Source organism: Actinomadura spongiicola (assembly GCF_003432485.1).
In the GTDB taxonomy this organism is placed as follows: Bacteria; Actinomycetota; Actinomycetes; order Streptosporangiales; family Streptosporangiaceae; genus Spirillospora; species Spirillospora spongiicola.
On the sequence record NZ_QVNQ01000005.1, the window covers coordinates 238,439 to 254,244 of the forward strand.

13 protein-coding genes and 1 tRNA gene are annotated in these 15,806 nt (G+C 72.7%); 7 read left to right on the top strand and 7 right to left on the bottom strand.

The annotated features are described in order from the left end of the window. Positions 1-42: 42 nt before the first annotated feature. A complete protein-coding gene (gene selD / locus D0T12_RS17575) occupies positions 43-1,035 on the bottom strand; it encodes a selenide, water dikinase SelD (RefSeq protein ID WP_233526136.1) in 993 nt (330 codons plus the stop codon). A 142-nt stretch (positions 1,036-1,177) separates the two neighbouring features. On the opposite strand from selD, the gene D0T12_RS17580 reads away from it, so the two are divergent. The 4 genes from D0T12_RS17580 (at position 1,178) to D0T12_RS17595 (ending at position 4,374) form a co-directional block, all read left to right on the top strand. After that, positions 1,178-1,273 (top strand) — tRNA-Sec (locus tag D0T12_RS17580). Positions 1,274-1,323: 50 nt separating this feature from the next. After that, complete coding sequence (gene fdhD / locus D0T12_RS17585; protein WP_117400685.1) at positions 1,324-2,136, top strand: formate dehydrogenase accessory sulfurtransferase FdhD; 813 nt, start codon at positions 1,324-1,326, stop codon at positions 2,134-2,136. A gap of 50 nt (positions 2,137-2,186) precedes the next feature. Next, positions 2,187-3,800 (top strand): phytoene desaturase family protein, encoded by a 1,614-nt coding sequence (locus D0T12_RS17590; RefSeq protein ID WP_117400686.1) that lies wholly within the window; start codon positions 2,187-2,189, stop codon positions 3,798-3,800. Between the two features lie 139 nt (positions 3,801-3,939). After that, the gene (locus tag D0T12_RS17595) at positions 3,940-4,374 is read left to right on the top strand and encodes a CBS domain-containing protein (RefSeq protein ID WP_117400687.1); all 435 of its coding nucleotides are present in this window, start codon (positions 3,940-3,942) and stop codon (positions 4,372-4,374) included. Positions 4,375-4,724: 350 nt separating this feature from the next. Here D0T12_RS17595 and yczR read toward each other — a convergent pair whose 3' ends face one another. After that, complete coding sequence (yczR, locus tag D0T12_RS17600; RefSeq protein ID WP_117400688.1) at positions 4,725-6,188, bottom strand: MocR-like transcription factor YczR; 1,464 nt, start codon at positions 6,186-6,188, stop codon at positions 4,725-4,727. A gap of 93 nt (positions 6,189-6,281) precedes the next feature. On the opposite strand from yczR, the gene yczE reads away from it, so the two are divergent. Next, positions 6,282-6,908, top strand: coding sequence for a membrane protein YczE (gene yczE, locus D0T12_RS17605; protein ID WP_117400689.1), 627 nt, complete (start codon positions 6,282-6,284; stop codon positions 6,906-6,908). Between the two features lie 334 nt (positions 6,909-7,242). Here yczE and D0T12_RS17610 read toward each other — a convergent pair whose 3' ends face one another. From D0T12_RS17610 to D0T12_RS17620, 3 genes are all read right to left on the bottom strand, one after another. Next, positions 7,243-8,145, bottom strand: a complete 903-nt coding sequence (locus D0T12_RS17610) for a hypothetical protein (protein WP_117400690.1) — start codon at positions 8,143-8,145, stop codon at positions 7,243-7,245. Continuing rightward, positions 8,142-9,248 (bottom strand): S66 peptidase family protein, encoded by a 1,107-nt coding sequence (locus tag D0T12_RS17615; protein ID WP_233526137.1) that lies wholly within the window; start codon positions 9,246-9,248, stop codon positions 8,142-8,144. Before D0T12_RS17615 ends, D0T12_RS17610 begins: the two co-directional genes overlap by 4 nt. 88 nt (positions 9,249-9,336) lie before the next feature. Next, entirely contained in the window at positions 9,337-10,116 is a 780-nt protein-coding gene (locus D0T12_RS17620) for an SIR2 family NAD-dependent protein deacylase (RefSeq protein WP_117400691.1), read from the bottom strand. Between the two features lie 102 nt (positions 10,117-10,218). On the opposite strand from D0T12_RS17620, the gene D0T12_RS17625 reads away from it, so the two are divergent. Further along, a complete protein-coding gene (locus D0T12_RS17625) occupies positions 10,219-11,175 on the top strand; it encodes a sulfotransferase (protein ID WP_117400692.1) in 957 nt (318 codons plus the stop codon). Positions 11,176-11,180: 5 nt separating this feature from the next. On the opposite strand, the gene D0T12_RS17630 is transcribed toward D0T12_RS17625, so the two are convergent. Further along, positions 11,181-13,190, bottom strand: coding sequence for an ABC transporter ATP-binding protein (locus tag D0T12_RS17630; protein ID WP_233526175.1), 2,010 nt, complete (start codon positions 13,188-13,190; stop codon positions 11,181-11,183). Between the two features lie 285 nt (positions 13,191-13,475). Between D0T12_RS17630 and D0T12_RS17635 the strand changes: the two genes are divergently transcribed. Then, positions 13,476-15,410 (top strand): Xaa-Pro dipeptidyl-peptidase, encoded by a 1,935-nt coding sequence (locus D0T12_RS17635; protein ID WP_233526138.1) that lies wholly within the window; start codon positions 13,476-13,478, stop codon positions 15,408-15,410. A 183-nt stretch (positions 15,411-15,593) separates the two neighbouring features. Here D0T12_RS17635 and D0T12_RS17640 read toward each other — a convergent pair whose 3' ends face one another. After that, on the bottom strand, positions 15,594-15,806 hold the full coding sequence (locus D0T12_RS17640; RefSeq protein ID WP_021596738.1) for a helix-turn-helix domain-containing protein: 213 nt from the start codon (positions 15,804-15,806) through the stop codon (positions 15,594-15,596).

Consider the following 15,806-nt stretch of genomic DNA (forward strand, 5'->3'; position numbering starts at 1 on the left):
CACGGGACGCCCTACCCTCCTCCGGGCGGGCGACACGGGAGGTCAGCGGACGACCAGCGTGCGGCGCCCCCGGGCGACCAGTTCGCCGATGACGGGGGCGCCGGGGATCTCCCCCGCGACCAGCAGGCCGCCGGAGACCTGCGCGTCGGCCAGCAGCAGCCGCTCCTCCTCGGAGATCCGGCGGAAGTCGGTGTGCGGCGACACCCACGCAAGGTTGCGGCGGGTGCCGACCGGGACGAAACCGTCCCGGACCGCGGTGCGGGCGCCGTCCAGGTACGGGACTGCGGTGGCGTCCACGACGGCCGTGACGCCGCTCGCCCGGGCGAGCTTGTAGAGGTGGCCGAGCAAGCCGAACCCGGTGACGTCGGTGGCGCAGACTATGCCGCGTTCCAAAGCCGCCACTCCCGCGGCGGCGTTGAGCGCCGTCATCGTGTCCACCGCGTGCGCGAACACCTGGCCGGTGGCCTTGTGGCGGGCGTTGAGGACCCCGACGCCGAGCGGCTTGGTCAGCGACAGCGGAACGCCGGGACGTCCGCCGTCCAGGCGCAGCAGCCGGTCGGGGTCGGCGACACCGGTCACGGCCATGCCGTACTTCGGCTCGGGGTCGTCCACGCTGTGCCCGCCGGCGATCGCGCAGCCCGCGAGGGCCGCCGCGTCCCGGCCGCCGCGCAACACCTCACGGGCCAGTTCGGCGGGCAGCGCGTCGCGGGGCCAGCCGAGCAGGTTCAGCGCCATCAGCGGCTCCCCGCCGATCGCGTAGACGTCGGAGAGCGCGTTGGCGGCGGCTATGCGGCCCCAGTCGTAGGCGTCGTCGACGACGGGAGTGGAGAAGTCGGCGGTGGACACCACCGCCCGACCGCCCTCGACGCGCAGGACGGCGGCGTCGTCCCCGTCAGTACCCCCGGCGAGGAGGGCGTCGTCGCCGCCGGTGAGCCCGGCCACCATCCGCTCCAGCTCCGCCGGTGGGATCTTGCTCGCGCAGCCGGCGCCGTGAGCGTACTGCGTGAGGCGGGCGACGGGGGCGAGGCGTGTCACTGAAAGATTTAACGCACAACTAACGCATATGATCAACAAACGGACAGTACGAGTATGGTCACCGAGGGCGCGCCCCCGTCCCGACCTGCACGAACCTCCCCGCCCCGTCCCGACCGGCCCGTCCCCGACTAAGATCATTCGCGGAGGCGTGTGAGTGCCTGGTGGCCTCCCCGGCCTTCAAAGCCGACGGTCCCGAGGACCTCGGGACGGCGGGTTCGATTCCCGTACGCCTCCGCCACCGGCACCCGGGAGGCCGCCACGCTGCGGTTTCCGGGTACGGTGACCGTTATGGGGCGGATCACCGTGCGCAGGCCCGTGCTGCGGCTGAGCACATCCGGGGCGGGGGGACGCAGGCCCGACACGCTCGCGGTGGAGGAGCCGCTGGAGATCCGCGTCGCGGGCAAGCCGCTCACCATCACCATGCGCACGCCGGGCAACGACTTCGACCTGGTCGCCGGGTTCCTGGCCGCCGAGGGCGTGATCGCGGGCCCGGACGACCTGGCGACGATGCGGTACTGCGCCGACACCACGGAGCAGAACACCCTCGACGTGGTCCTCGCGCCCGGGGTGACACCCCCGGACGACTCGATGACCAGGGCGTTCACCACGACGAGCGCGTGCGGGGTGTGCGGGAAGTCGAGCATCGAGGCGCTGCGCGCCGACCGGCCGTACGACGTGGCCCGCGACCCCCTCCGGGTGACGCCGGAACTGCTGGCCGCGCTGCCGGAGCGGCTCCGCGAGGCGCAGCGGGTCTTCGACCGGACGGGCGGGCTGCACGCCGCCGGGCTGTTCGACTCCGACGGGCGGCTGCTCGCGCTCCGGGAGGACGTCGGCCGCCACAACGCGGTCGACAAGGTGATCGGCTGGGCGCTGCGCGGGGGACGGCTGCCGCTCGCCGGGACCGTGCTGCTGGTGAGCGGGCGCGCGTCGTTCGAGCTGACGCAGAAGGCCATGGCGGCGGGCGTCCCGGTGCTCGCGGCGGTGTCGGCGCCGTCGTCGCTGGCCGTGGAGCTGGCCGAGGACGCGGGCATGACGCTCGTCGGGTTCCTGCGCGGCGAGACCATGAACGTCTACGCGGGAGCAGACCGCCTCACCGCGTGAGCACCGTCCTCCCGGGTACCCGTAGAGTGATCATCGGGAGGCGGTGGAGCATGGCGGACGCCGTGATCGTCGGCGCGGGGCACAACGGGCTCGTCGCGGCCAACCTGCTGGCCGACGCGGGCTGGGACGTGGAGGTCCTGGAGGCGCAACCGGAACCGGGCGGGGCGGTGCGCAGCGACCGGGGCGTGCACCCCGACTTCGTCAGCGACCTGTGCAGCGCGTTCTACCCGCTCGGCGTCGCGTCCCCGGCGATACGGGCCCTCGACCTCGAACGGCACGGGCTGCGCTGGCGGCACGCGCCCGCCGTCCTCGCGCATCCGCTGCCCGACGGGCGCTGCGCCGTCCTCGAACGCGACCCGGACGCGACGGCCGCCGGGCTCGACGCGCTCGGCGCGGGCGACGGCGAGGCGTGGCTGCGGCTGTGCCGGGCGTGGGACGCGATGGGCGAGGAACTCGTGCGCGCCCTGCTCGGCCCGTTCCCGCCCGTCCGGGCCGCGGTGCCGCTGGCGGTGTCGGCGCGCCGCGCGGGCGGGCTCCGCGTCGCGCGGGACCTGCTGGCGCCCGTGCGCACCCTCGGCGAAGGCGAGTTCGACCACCCGGGCGGCCCGCTGCTGCTCGCGGGATCGGCCCTGCACACCGACATGTTCCCCGAGACCACGGCGGGATCGGTGTTCGGCTGGCTCCTCGCCATGCTCGGGCATCGGCACGGCTGGCCGGTCCCCGAGGGCGGCGCGGGCGCGTTGACGGCGGCGCTGGTGCGGCGGCTGGAGTCCCGGGGCGGGCGCGTCCGCTGCGGCGTCCCCGTCGCGTCGGTCGTCGTCCGCGACGGTCGCGCGCTCGGCGTCCGGACCGCGGACGGCGAGGCCGTCCGGGCCGTCAAGGCGGTGCTGGCAGACGTGTCCGCGCCCGCGCTCTACGGCGGCCTCGTCGGCTGGGACGACCTCCCCGGCACGCTCCGCGCGGACATGCGGCGCTTCCACTGGGACCACGCCACCTTCAAGGTCGACTGGGCGCTGTCCGGCCCGATCCCCTGGACGTCGCCCGGCGCGGCACGGGCCGGGACCGTCCACCTCTCCCCCGGCCTGGACGCCATGACCGTGTACAGCGCCGAACTCGCCACCGGCCGCCTCCCCTCCGAGCCGTTCACGATCCTCGGCCAGATGACGACCGCCGACCCCGCCCGCTCGCCCGCCGGCACGGAATCGGTGTGGGCGTACACGCACGTCCCGCAGCGTGTGAAGGGCGACGCGGGCCCCGACGGCCTCACCGGCGCCTGGGACGAACGGGAACGGGACGCCATGGCCGCCCGCCTGGAGAACACCGTCGAAGTCCTCGCCCCCGGCTTCCGCTCCCTCATCCTCAACCGGCGCGTCACCGCGCCCCCCGACTTCCGCGAGCACAACGCGAGCCTCCCGAACGGCGCCCTCAACGGCGGGACCGCGATGCTCCACCAGCAGTTCGTGTTCCGGCCCGTCCCCGGCCTCGGCCGCCCCGAGACACCCATCGCGCGGCTGTACCTGGCGTCCGCGTCCGCCCACCCCGGCGGCGGCGTCCACGGCGCCTGCGGCGCCAACGCCGCCCGCGCGGCCCTCGCCCACGCGTCCCCCACCGGCCGCCTCCTCACCCCGGCCCTGAACGCCCTGGCCCGCCTCCTCGCCCCATGACCTCGCCACGCGACCACATTTCGGACCCGCACTGAAACGGTTTACCGCCACGGGGTTTCCTCCGCGCCCCGAACGTGCGACCTTGACAGGACAGGACAGACCCTGCGGCAGGGTCCGGAACGGTACCGGAGCGTGAGGCATGCGGATTCGCGACATCCTGCGGAAGAAGGGAGCGGCGGTGGCCACGGTGCGACCCGAGGCCACCGTGCGGCAACTGCTCGCCATCCTGGCCGAGCACAACATCGGAGCGGTGGTGGTCTCGCCGGACGGCGCGTCGATCTCCGGCATCGTCTCCGAACGGGACGTGGTACGGCGCATGCACGAACGCGGCGCCGTCCTGCTCGACAGCCCCGTCTCCGACATCATGACCTCGGAGGTCCGCAGCTGCGGCCCCGCCGACAAGGTGGAGGACCTCCGCCGCACCATGACCGAGCACCGGTTCCGCCACGTCCCCGTCATCGAGAACGGACGACTCGCCGGAATCGTCAGCATCGGCGACGTCGTCAAGAGCGCCATCGACGAGCTGGAGAGCGAACGCGAACACCTCGTCGGCTACATCCAGAACGTGCAGTGATTTTTGTATTTTTCTCCTCCTTCGGGCCTGGCGGCCCTCCATCGTCGAAAAACACGGTGCGATCGCTGCATCGCTCCGACTCGCCTTGCGGCTCGCTGCGCGATCAGGTTCTCGCTGTGTTCATGGCAGTGCACTCCTCCTTCGGGCGCTGCGCGCCCTCCATCGTCGTGAACTGCGTGCGATCGCTGGCATCGCTCCGACTCGCCTTGCGGCTCGCTGCGCGATCAGGTTCTCGCTTCGCTTGAACCTGCCTTCGGACGCGATCGCAGACCCTGAGGTTGTTGCGGCGTTGTTGGGGCGAGCTGGGGTGGGTGCGCCGGGTGGCTCCGCTGGCCAGGGTGGTGGGCCGCTCAGACGTATATGGGGAGGTGGCGGGTGTTCGGGGTGGTCTCGGCGTCGCGGTGGGCCTGGGCCAGGCGTTCGACGGCCGCTCGCAGGGCGGCGGGCGGCAGGACGTAGGGCAGGCGGACATAGTCCTCCAGGACGCCGTCCACCCCGAACACCGGGCCGGGGACGACCCGGACGCCGCGCCGCTCCGCCCCCTCCGACAGGAGCGTGGCGATCGGCGCGCCGATCCGCGCCCACAGCGACATGCCGCCCGCGGGCAGCCGGAACTCCCAGGCGGGCAGGAACTCCCGCAGCGCGGCGGCGAGCGCGTCCCGGTTGCGCAGCAGACTCCGCGCCCGTTCGGCCCGCACCTCCTCCACCCGTGACAGCAACTCCCGGACGATCAACTGGTCCAGCACCGGGCTCGCCATGTCGAACGGCTCGCGCGCCAGCACGATGCGGCGGGCCAGCGGAGCCGTGGTGCGGATCCAGCCGATGCGGAGCCCGCCCCACAGCAGTTTCGACGCCGAGCCGATGGTGACGACGCGGCCGCCGGAGTCGAAGGCGGCGAGCGGCGGCTCGCGGGGCGCGTCGAGGTCGTGGGCGAGGTCGGCGAACGTCTCGTCGGTGACGAGGAACGCGTCGGCGCGCCGTCCGGCGTCGGCGAGCGCTGCCCGGTCGTCGCTCGACATCAGGTGCCCGGTCGGGTTCTGGAAGTCGGGGACGAGATACGCCATCCGGACGGTCGCCTGCCGCATCGCGGCCGCCGCCTGCTCGACGTCCCAGCCCTCGTTGACCCCGACCGGGACGAGCCGGGCGCCGCGCCGCCGCAGCGCCCCGAGCGCGTGCGGATAGGTCGGGCGCTCCACCATGACGGCGTCGCCCGGCTCCGCCAGGACGTGCGTCAGCAGCGTGAAAGCGTGCTGCGCGCCGGTGGTGACGACGATCTGGTCCGCGCGGGTGGGGACGCCACGGGCCGCGTACCCGTCGGCGATGATCTCGCGCAGGCTCGCCAGCCCGGCGGGTTCGTACCCCGGCCCGGAGCTGTAGCGGGGCAGCTCGGCGACGGCGGCGGCGACGGCCTCGTCGAAGATCGCGGGGGCGCCGGGGGTGGCGCAGCCGAGGTCGATGAACGACGGGTCGTCGGGCGTGGGCTGCGCCCGTCCGTACCGGCCGCTCGCCGCGGCCTGCGCCTGGGGGGGCGACATCCGCACCGCGGGCAGCGCCGTCCAGCTCCCCGCGCCCTGGCGGCTCTCGACGTAGCCCTCGTCGCGGAGCCGGTCGTAAGCGGCGGTGACCGTGGTACGGCTGACGCCGAGCGCGGCGGCGAGGTCGCGTTCCGCCGGGAGCCGGGTGCGCAGCGCGAGGCGCCCGTCCAGCACGAGGGCGCGCACCGACCGGGCGAGCGCCTCGTAGACGGGACGTTCCCGCGGCACGTCCCCCAGCAGCCGGGCCAGATGCGCGCCGCTCACATACCTCGTGACCATACGAGCCACTTTCTCACATTGGCCCTGTAAGTACCAGGCCACTCCAGGGCAAGGTGGATCAGGCTTGTCACTTTCATGGTTTGGAGCGTAACAATGGCCTCGATGGTGCGTCGGCTCGTGCAGCTGTACGTGGGATTGGCCTTGTACGGGCTGGGCATCGCCCTCCAGGTGTCCTCGAACCTGGGGAACGACCCCTGGGACGTCTTCCACCAGGGGCTTTCCCGGCGTCTCGGCCTGTCCATCGGCGCCTGGATCATCATCGTGGGCGTGCTGGTGATGGTCGCCTGGATCCCGCTCCGGCAGCGGCCCGGCGTCGGGACGATCAGCAACGTCGTCCTCGTCGGGGTCTTCGCGGACCTGTTCCTCTGGCTGCTGCCCACCCCGGACGCGCTCGCCGCCCGTTGGACGTTCCTGGTCGCCGCCGTCCTGGTGGGCGGGTTCGCGACCGGGTGCTACATCGGCGCGGGCCTCGGCCCCGGCCCGCGCGACGGGCTGATGACCGGGCTCGCCGCACGCGGCCATTCCCTCCGCGTCGTCCGCACGGGCATCGAGTTGACCGTGCTGGCCGCCGGGTGGCTGCTCGGCGGCACCGTCGGCGTCGGAACGGTCCTCTACGCGCTCGCGATCGGGCCGCTGACCCACGTGTTCCTCCCCGCGCTGACGGTCAAGAGGCCCGAGACCACCGCCACGGAGAACGCCCCGGAACCGGCGGGCGTCTAGCGCGTGTGTCGAAGTGACCTCAACCCCGCACGCGAACGCGTTACCCGCCCGGCGCAGCAACGCCGAAGGCGAGCGGAGCCGGGCGGATCGCGAAGCGATGCCGCGCCCGCCCCAAGAACGGTCACGCACCGACCCGCCAGGCGAGCGAAATAGGCCGGTCCTGCAATCAACACAGCGACCTCAGCCCGCGCCGAACGCGTGACCCGCCCGGTGCAGCGATGCCGAAGGCGAGCGGAGCCGGGCGGATCGCGAAGCGATGTCGCGTTCGCCCCAGGAACGGTCACGTAGCGAGCCGCCAGGCGAGCGCAGTGGGCCGGGCCTGCAATAAATACAGTCATCGCTCCGCGGCGAGCGTGGTGAGGACCGAGGAGAACTTCTTGGGCAGCACCAGCGTGTCGCCCTCGTAGCGGGTCTCCAGATAGGTCATCTCACCCGCCCGCCACCAGTACAGGTGCGGGCTGAGCGAGCCCGGTCCCTCCTCGTAGGCGCGGTCGGCCTGCGCCTGGAGTTCCGTGGCCGCGGCCACGGCGGCGCGGTAGCGGGCCCTCGGGTTCTCCTCGGCGAGGAGGAGGGGGTGCGCGACGATCAGGCTGCGGTTGGGGGCGATGACCAGCGCGCCGTACGGGCCGATCGTCAGGTACTCCTCCAGCCACGCCAGGTGGGTCGCGACGTAGAACGTCCAGCCGTGCAGGACGGAGACGCGGACGTCGCCGAGGTCCTGTTCGTCCACCTGAAGGGGCCCGTCCGCGCGGACGTTGGCGCGGCCGAGCATGAACAGCGAGTCGCCCGACACCGGCCAGCCGTTCATCTCCTCGGTGCTGAGGGTCCGCACGGAGGTGGGCGTGTCGACGACCACGACCTCGATCAATCCGGGTGCGAACGGGCGGGCGGCGAGCCCGCCGTTGTCGGCCTCACCCGGGTAGATGCGGGTGCGCAGCAGATGCTGGGCGAGGTCGAAGTCGCTGAGGTCGAGCGGCTCCTCCATCGAGGTGACGATGGTGGTGACGTAGTCGGACACGACGGCGGGCCAGTCGGTGCGCGGCACGAGCCGGGCCAACTGCCGCACGTCACGCATGTTGACGGGCAGGCGCCGCGGGCCCTCCAGCATGACGATCTCGCCGGGGGCGGGGCGGCAGCTGTAGCCGAGGCTCTCGGCCACGAGCACGAGCAGCGAGTCGAGGGTGCCGTCCTCCCACGGGTCGGGACTGGCGCCGGAACGGGAATGGCGGCCGCTCATCGCGCACCTCCTGGGAGCGCTGGGAGGGTGAGCGCGCCGACGTCCGGCACACCGAGGTCGAGGGCGCCCGTGTCGAGCAGGGCGGGGGCGCCGAGTTCCAGCGTGCGCTGGTGCGGGCCGTGTCCGGCGGGGACGCCCGCCAGGATGGGGACGCCGAGCGGCCCGAGCCGCGCGGCGAAGACCGAGTCGAGTTCGGCGGGGTCGCCGCAGTCGCGCCAGGAGCCGAGCGCGATCCCGGCGGCGCCGTCGAACCAGCCGGCCTGGAGGAGTTGGACGAGCATCCGGTCGATTCGGTAGGGCGCCTCGGTCACGTCCTCCAGGAAGACGACGTGCCCGGCGGCGGGCGGTGGGGCGTACGGGGTGCCGAGGAGGGCGGTCAGGAGCGACAGGGTGCCGCCGGTCAGCGGCCCCTCCGCGCGTCCCGGTCGCAGCGCGTGCGTGCCGGGCAGGGCGACGGGACCGCCGAACAGGGCCGCACGGAGGCCGTGGAGTCTTTCGTCGGGCATGTCCTGCTCTACGGCCGGGGAGAGGTCGGCGATCACTCCGGCGGGCATCGGGCCGAAGGAGGTCGTGACGCCGAGCCGGGCGCCGAAGGCGGCGTGGAGGGCGGTGACGTCGCTGCAGCCGTGCAGGATCTTCGGGCCGCGTCCCGCCGCGAGGGACGCCTCTGTCGCGTCGGCGAGCGCCGTCCAGTCAAGGCGGTCCAGAACCCGGGTGGCGCCGTAGCCTCCGCGGGCGCAGACCACCGCCCGGATTTCTGGATCGCACCAGGCCTCCTGCAGGTCGGCGGCCCGGTCGGCGTCGCTTCCGGCGAGCCGGTGCCAATCATTTCGGACCGTTCCCAAAGAGCCCAGGTTGACAAGGTCCAACGTGTGTTTTCCGACTACCGGGTCAAGTCCGAGGCGGCGCAGGACGGCGCGGCCGGCCTCCAACCGGACGGGATCGACGGGACCGCTGGGCGCGACGACCGCGACCCGGTCACCGGGCCGCAACCGCCCGTACCTGCGGGTCTCCCGTGTTCGCCGCCCACCGCCCGCCAGGTCGGCGGCGGGCGCTACCGGCGGCCCGTCGGCCGCCTCCGCTCGGGCGCCCCCGCTGTTCAACCCGATCCCTCCTCGCACCACGACGGATAGAGCTTGTCAGGATCCGGACGCCAGTGGAAGGGGCGCCGGGTCACGACCCGCCAACAGATCATCTCCCCGTCGTCCTTCCGGCACCGAGCGCGAGGTCGGCCAGGCGTGGCAGCGTCTCGCCGACCGGGCGGCGCAGCACCGCGTCGGCCAGCCCATCGTAGGGGGTCTCGGCCGCGTTGATGATCACCAGGAGGGCGCCGTGGTCGACGGCCTCCAGGCACAGCCCGGCGGCGGGCTGGACGGTCAGCGACGTGCCGACCGCGACGAACAGGTCACAGGACCGCGCGGCGATGATCGCCGCGTCCAGGACGTCCTGGTCGAGGGCCTGGCCGAAGGAGATCGTCGCGGACTTCTGGACGCCTCCGCACGACACGCACGGCGGGTCGTCCTCTCCGGCGTCGACGCGGGCGAGGATCTCGGGCATCGGGGTGCGCAGGTCGCACGACAGGCACACCGCCTCGCGCATCGTGCCGTGGATCTCGATGACCTTGTCGGCGGACGAGCCGGCGCGCTGGTGCAGGCCGTCGATGTTCTGGGTGATGAGGGCGCGGAGCCGTCCGGCGCGCTCCAGCGCGACGAGCGCGGCGTGGGCGGCGTTGGGCTCGGCGTCCCAGACGGGGCTGTCGCGGCGGGCCCGCCAGGTGCGGCGCCGTACCTCGGGGTCGGCGAGGTAGGCGTCGATCGTGGACATCGCCTCCGCCGTGGGGTCCTTCGTCCAGACGCCCTGCGGGCCGCGGAAGTCGGGGATGCCGCTGTCGGTGGAGATTCCGGCGCCGGTCAGCACGGTGATCGCCTCGGCGACGGGCAGGAAGTCGGCGAGGGTCCGGGGAGCGTCCACCCCACCATGGTAGATCGGGGGTAGATCCGTTCGGCCCCGCGTCGTCCTTTACGGAGCGTCACGGGCCTGCCGGGCCTCAAAAGGTGACAAACTTGCCCCGGTATGAGGTCGACGCCGCACATCCTGGTGGTCAACGGCACCAAGGTCCGCCGCCCGGTGTTCATCCTGGGTGCTCCGCACTCCGGCGCGGAGCCGCTGGCGCGTGCGATCAAACGCTCCCGCGGCTTCCATCTGACCACCGGGCGTCACGGCGTCCTGCGCGTCACGTACGCGTTCGCCCGGCAGCCGTCGATCGCGACCGAGCGCGGGACGGGCGCGGCGCGGGTGCTGCGGGACGCCTACGCCGAGGCGTGGCTCGTGTCGGCCCGGAGCTGCGCGCAGTGCTCCCCGGAGTGCCGCGAGCTGGCCGGTCTCCCCCCGAGGGCGCCCGGGGATCCCGGCGCCGCGGCGGGGCACGGGACGGAGCCGTGCGCGGACCCCGGCGGCATCGCCCGGTTCGCCGACGCGTCCCCCGATCTGATCTACAGCGCGGACGTGCTGCTGGACGCCTTCCCCGACGCGCAGCTCGTGCAGGTGATCCGGGACGGCCGGGACGCGGTCGCCGACATGCTGGACGACGAGCGCTGCCTCGCCTGGTTCAAACCGGGGCTCGACAACCTCGACACGGTGTTCCCGAACCCGTTCTTCGGCGTCGAGGACCACACCGAGCGGAGCCGCTGGCCGCGCGCCGCGCCCGCCGTCAAGTGCGCGCTGCGGTGGCGCGGGGCGGTGCGGCTCAGCGCGCGGCTCCGCCGGCAGGTCCCGGAGGAACAGCTGTTCACCGTCCGGTACGAGGACCTCGTCAGGAAGCCACGCCGGGTCGGGGACGACCTGTCGCGGTATCTCGACGCGCCGATCTCCAGGGCCGCGCTGTCGGGACTGGTCCGTCCCGCCGAGAACGACGACGGGGGCGTCGGGTCCTGGCGGGAGCGGCTGACGGCGAGGCAGGTCGCCCAGGTCGAGAAGGTGGCCGGCACGGAGCTGCGGCGGCTCGGGTACCGCCTCGCCTCGGACCTCTGAACGGGTCATTCCGCGCCGAGCGGCTCCGTCCGTCGCTCCCCGTCGCCCGATACCCCGTCGCCCAATACCTCGTCGCCCGGTACCCCGTTGCCCGAGGCTCCGTCGCGCTGGTGGGAGAACTGCGTGCGGTACAGCTCCGCGTACAGGCCGCCCTGGAGCAGCAGCTCCTCGTGCCGCCCGCGCTCGGCGACCCGGCCGCCGTCGATCACCAGGATCTGGTCGGCCTCCCGGATCGTCGACAGGCGGTGCGCGATCACGAGGGACGTCCGTCCGGCGAGGGCGGTCCGCAGCGCGCGCTGCACGGCCGCCTCGGACTCGGAGTCCAGATGCGCGGTCGCCTCGTCCAGCACGACCACCGACGGCGCCTTGAGCAGCAGCCGCGCGATGGCGAGGCGCTGCTTCTCCCCGCCGGACAGCCGGTAGCCGCGGTCGCCGACGACGGTGTCGAGGCCCTCGGGCATCGCGGTGACGAGGGCGCCGATCTGCGCGGCGTCCAGCGCGGCGAGGATCTCCTCGTCGGTGGCGTCCGGGCGGGCGTAGCGCATGTTCTCGCGGATCGAGTCGTGGAACAGGTGCGCGTCCTGGCTGACCACGCCGATCTCGGCGCGCAGCGATTCGAGGGTGACGTCGCGGACGTCCACGCCGCCGATCCGGACGGCGCCGTCGGACACGTCGTACAGCCGCGACACCAGATGCGTGATCGTCGACTTGCCCGCCCCGGACGGGCCGACCAGCGCGACGAGCGAGCCGGGCGCGGCGGTGAAGTCGACGTCGTGGAGGACCTCGCGTCCCGGGGCGGTGTCGGTGCGGGCGATCGACTCCAGCGAGGCCAGCGACACCTCCTCGGCGGACGGGTAGGCGAACCGGACGTGGTCGAACTGGATCGAGGGCGCCTTCAGCAGGGACGGGGCCGGCTTCGAGCCCGGGGAGGCGGGGTGTTCGGCCAGCGGGCGGGCGTCCTTCCGGTCGCGGATCAGCGGCTTCAGGTCGAGGACCTCGAAGACGCGGTCGAAGCTGACGAGCGCGGTCATGACGTCCACATGGACGTTCGACAGCGCGGTCAGCGGGCCGTACATGCGGGTGAGCAGGGTCGCGAGCGCGACGAGCGTGCCGAGCTGGAGGGTGCCGTCCACGACCAGGTAGCCGCCGACGCCGTACACCATGGCGGTGGCGAGGGCGGCGACGAGGGTGAGCGCGGTGAAGAACACCCGCCCGTACATGGCGGCGACGACCCCGACGTCGCGGACGCGGGCGGCGCGGCTTGAGAAGTTCTCCTCCTCCTCGGCGGGACGCCCGTAGAGTTTGGCCAGCATCGCGCCCGCGACGTTGAACCGCTCGGTCATCAGCGAGCCCATCTCGGCGTCCAGCACCATCTGCTCGCGGCTGACGCGCTGGAGGCGCTTGCCGACCCATTTGGCCGGCAGGACGAAGATCGGCAGGAGCAGCAGCGCGATCAGCGTCACCTGCCACGACAGGATCATCATGGTGACCAGCACGAGGATCAGGCTGATCACGTTGGACACCACCGCGGACAGGGTGGTGGTGAGGGCGCGCTGCGCGCCGATGACGTCGTTGTTGAGGCGGCTGACGAGCGAGCCGGTCTGGGCGCGCATGAAGAACGCGACGGGCTGGCGCTGGACGTGCGCGAAGACCTGGCTGCGCAGGTCGTAGATGAGCCCCTCGCCGATGCGGGCGGAGTACCACCGTTGCGCGAGGCTGAGCACGGCCTCCACCAGGGCGAGTCCGGCGACGGCGGCGGCGAGCCAGACGACGAGGCCCTGCCGTCCCGCCACGATGCCCTGATCGATGATCGCCTTCAGCAGCAGCGGGTTGGCGACGACGATCAGCGCGGCCAGCGAGTTCAGGGTGAGGAACAGGACCAGCTCACGGACGTAGGGCCGGGCGTACCCGGCGATCCGTCCGACGGTGCCGGGCTTGAGCTTCTGCTGCATGACGGACCCGTCCCGGCGGAACGAGGCCATCACCTGCCAGCCGTTGCCCGGCATTCCCGGCATTCCCACAAGCGCCTCCGTGGTCCGCCCCGATGTGATCCGACGACTGCGATCGAACCGGCCTGATCAAAGCCCGTGTAATCAAGTAAGCACTGTCGAGCCCGGCCGGAACAACACGGGCCCGCACGACCGCCTTCCCGCGTCCGCTCATGGCGTAACCGGGTCCTGTGCCGGGCCACCATGATCACGATCCGGCGGCGCATGAGAACACGGTGCTTATGGACTTCACCGCGCCGCCGCGAGTTAATGATGTCCCCATCCTCTGGCTCACACCTCCCAGGAGCCCCAGTGAAACGTAAGCTCCCGTCAGGCGGCACCGGCGTGATCTTTCTCACCGCCGCGCTGCTCGCCCTCACCGCGCTGCCGGCGGGGGCGGCCGGACCTCCGAGGTCCGCGCCGCCCGGGTCGGGATCGGCGCCGACGGTCACGGTGCGGGGCGGCGAAACGAAGCCGGTCTTCTCCCGCGCCGACGCCGTCACGCAGACCGTCATGATCGAGACCACGGTCGACAGCGACCGCGACGGCGAACGCGACCGCGTCCAGATGCGGATCATGCGGCCGAAGGAGACCGACACCGCCGGGTTGAAGGTCCCGACGATCCTGGAGGCCAGCCCGTACTGGGCCGGCACCCACGACATCCCGCTGTATCCGGTCGACGTCGACGACGCGCAGGGCCGGTCGCTCGCCCCCCCGTTCCGGAGCCTCGCCGAGGTCTTCCCCGGTTACTACGACAACTACTTCCTGCCCCGCGGGTACGCCATCGCGAACCTGGACAGCATCGGGACGGGCGGCTCGACGGGCTGCCCGACGTCCGGGGACCGCAGCGAGCAGGCGGGCGCCAAGGCCGCAGTGGACTGGCTCAACGGCCGCGCCCGGGGCTGGGCGCCGGACGGCACGCCGGTGAAGGCGAACTGGTCCACCGGCAACGTCGGCATGATCGGCCAGTCCTACAACGGGACGCTGCCGAACATGGCGGCCGCCACCGGCGTCGAGGGCCTGAAGGCGATCGTGCCCATCGCCGGGATCTCCAACTGGTACGACTACTACCGCGCGGGCGGCGGCGTCGTCGCGCCCGGCGGCTTCCAGGGCGAGGACCTCGACATCCTCGCCAAGGTGGTACTGACCCGCAAGAACCCCGAGGTCTGCCAGAAGATCATCGACGAGATCGCCGCGACGCAGGACCGCGAGACCGGCGACTACGGCAAGATCTGGGCGCAGCGCGACTATGTCGACCAGGCACGGAAGGTGCGCGCCGCCGTGATGGTCGTGCACGGCGTGAACGACTGGAACGTCAAGGTCAAGAACTCCGTGCAGTGGTGGAACGCCCTGAAGGACGCGGGCGTGCCGCGCAAGCTGTGGCTGCACCAGGCCGCCCACGCCACGCCGTTCCGGTGGCGCGTCGAGGAGTGGCTGCGGCAGACGCACCACTGGTTCGACCGCTACCTGTACGGCATCCGCAACGGCGTCGAGCGCGAGCCGCGGGTGGACGTCGAGCGGCCGGACGGCACGTGGGAGACGGCGAAGGACTGGCCCGTGCCCGGCACCCGCACCGTCGACGTCAGCCTGAACGCGGGGCCGGACGGCCAGCCGGGGACCCTGGGGCTGCGGTCCCGGTCCGGTGAGACGCAGACGTTCACCGACGCCGGCAGGACCCGCACCGCCGACGACCTCCTCGTCAACGAGAACCAGGTCGACCCGAACCGGCTCGCCTACCTGACGGAGACGCTGCGCGGGCCCGTCCGGGTGAACGGCATCCCGTCGATGTCGGTGCGGGCCTCGCTCGACGGCCGGTCGCCGTACCTGACGGCGCTGCTGGTCGACTACGGCACCGACACCCGTCCCACGGGCGCCCGGACCAACACCGACGAGCAGGTCTGCTTCGGGGAGACCGTCACCGGCGACGTCGGCTGCACGATCCGGCAGCGGCACCGGATGGAGACCGCCCCCTACAAGATCATCACCCGGGGCTGGCTGGACGTGCGGAACCGGCGCGACTTCAGCCGTTCGGAACCGATCGAGCCCGGCAAGAGCTACACGTTCCGCTGGGACCTCGAACCGACCGACTACGTCGTGAAGGCCGGTCACCGGCTGGGCGTGATCCTGCTGTCCACCGACCACGACTACACGCTGCGGCACCGTCCCGGCACCGAGGTCGGCGTGCGGCCCGGCGTCAGCAAGATCATGCTGCCGCTGGCGCGCGGCGGCCGCGAGGTGCTCAAGTAGCCCGGTCGGGCGGATCGTTTCGGAGGTGCCCCGGCCGAGGTCGCGGCACTTTTCCGATGAACGCGTTTCGGGCCCGTCCCACCGACTGGCGGGACGGGCCCGAAACCTGTCCACCGCCGTGACCGGACCGGGAAGGTCCGGCCACGGCGACGGGCCGTGCGCTCATCCGGGGGCCGGGGTCCGTCAGGACTTCTTGCCCCGGGTCGCGCCACCGCGACCGCGCAGGTTGACTCCGGACTCGGTCAGAATCCGGTGGATGAAACCGTAGGAGCGGCCGGTGGCGGCTGCCAGGGCGCGGATGCTCTCGCCGGAGTCGTACCTCTTCTTCAGGTCCGCCGCCAGCTTGTCGCGCTCGGCACCGGTCACGCGGGTGCCCTTCTTGAGGGTCTCGGCCAC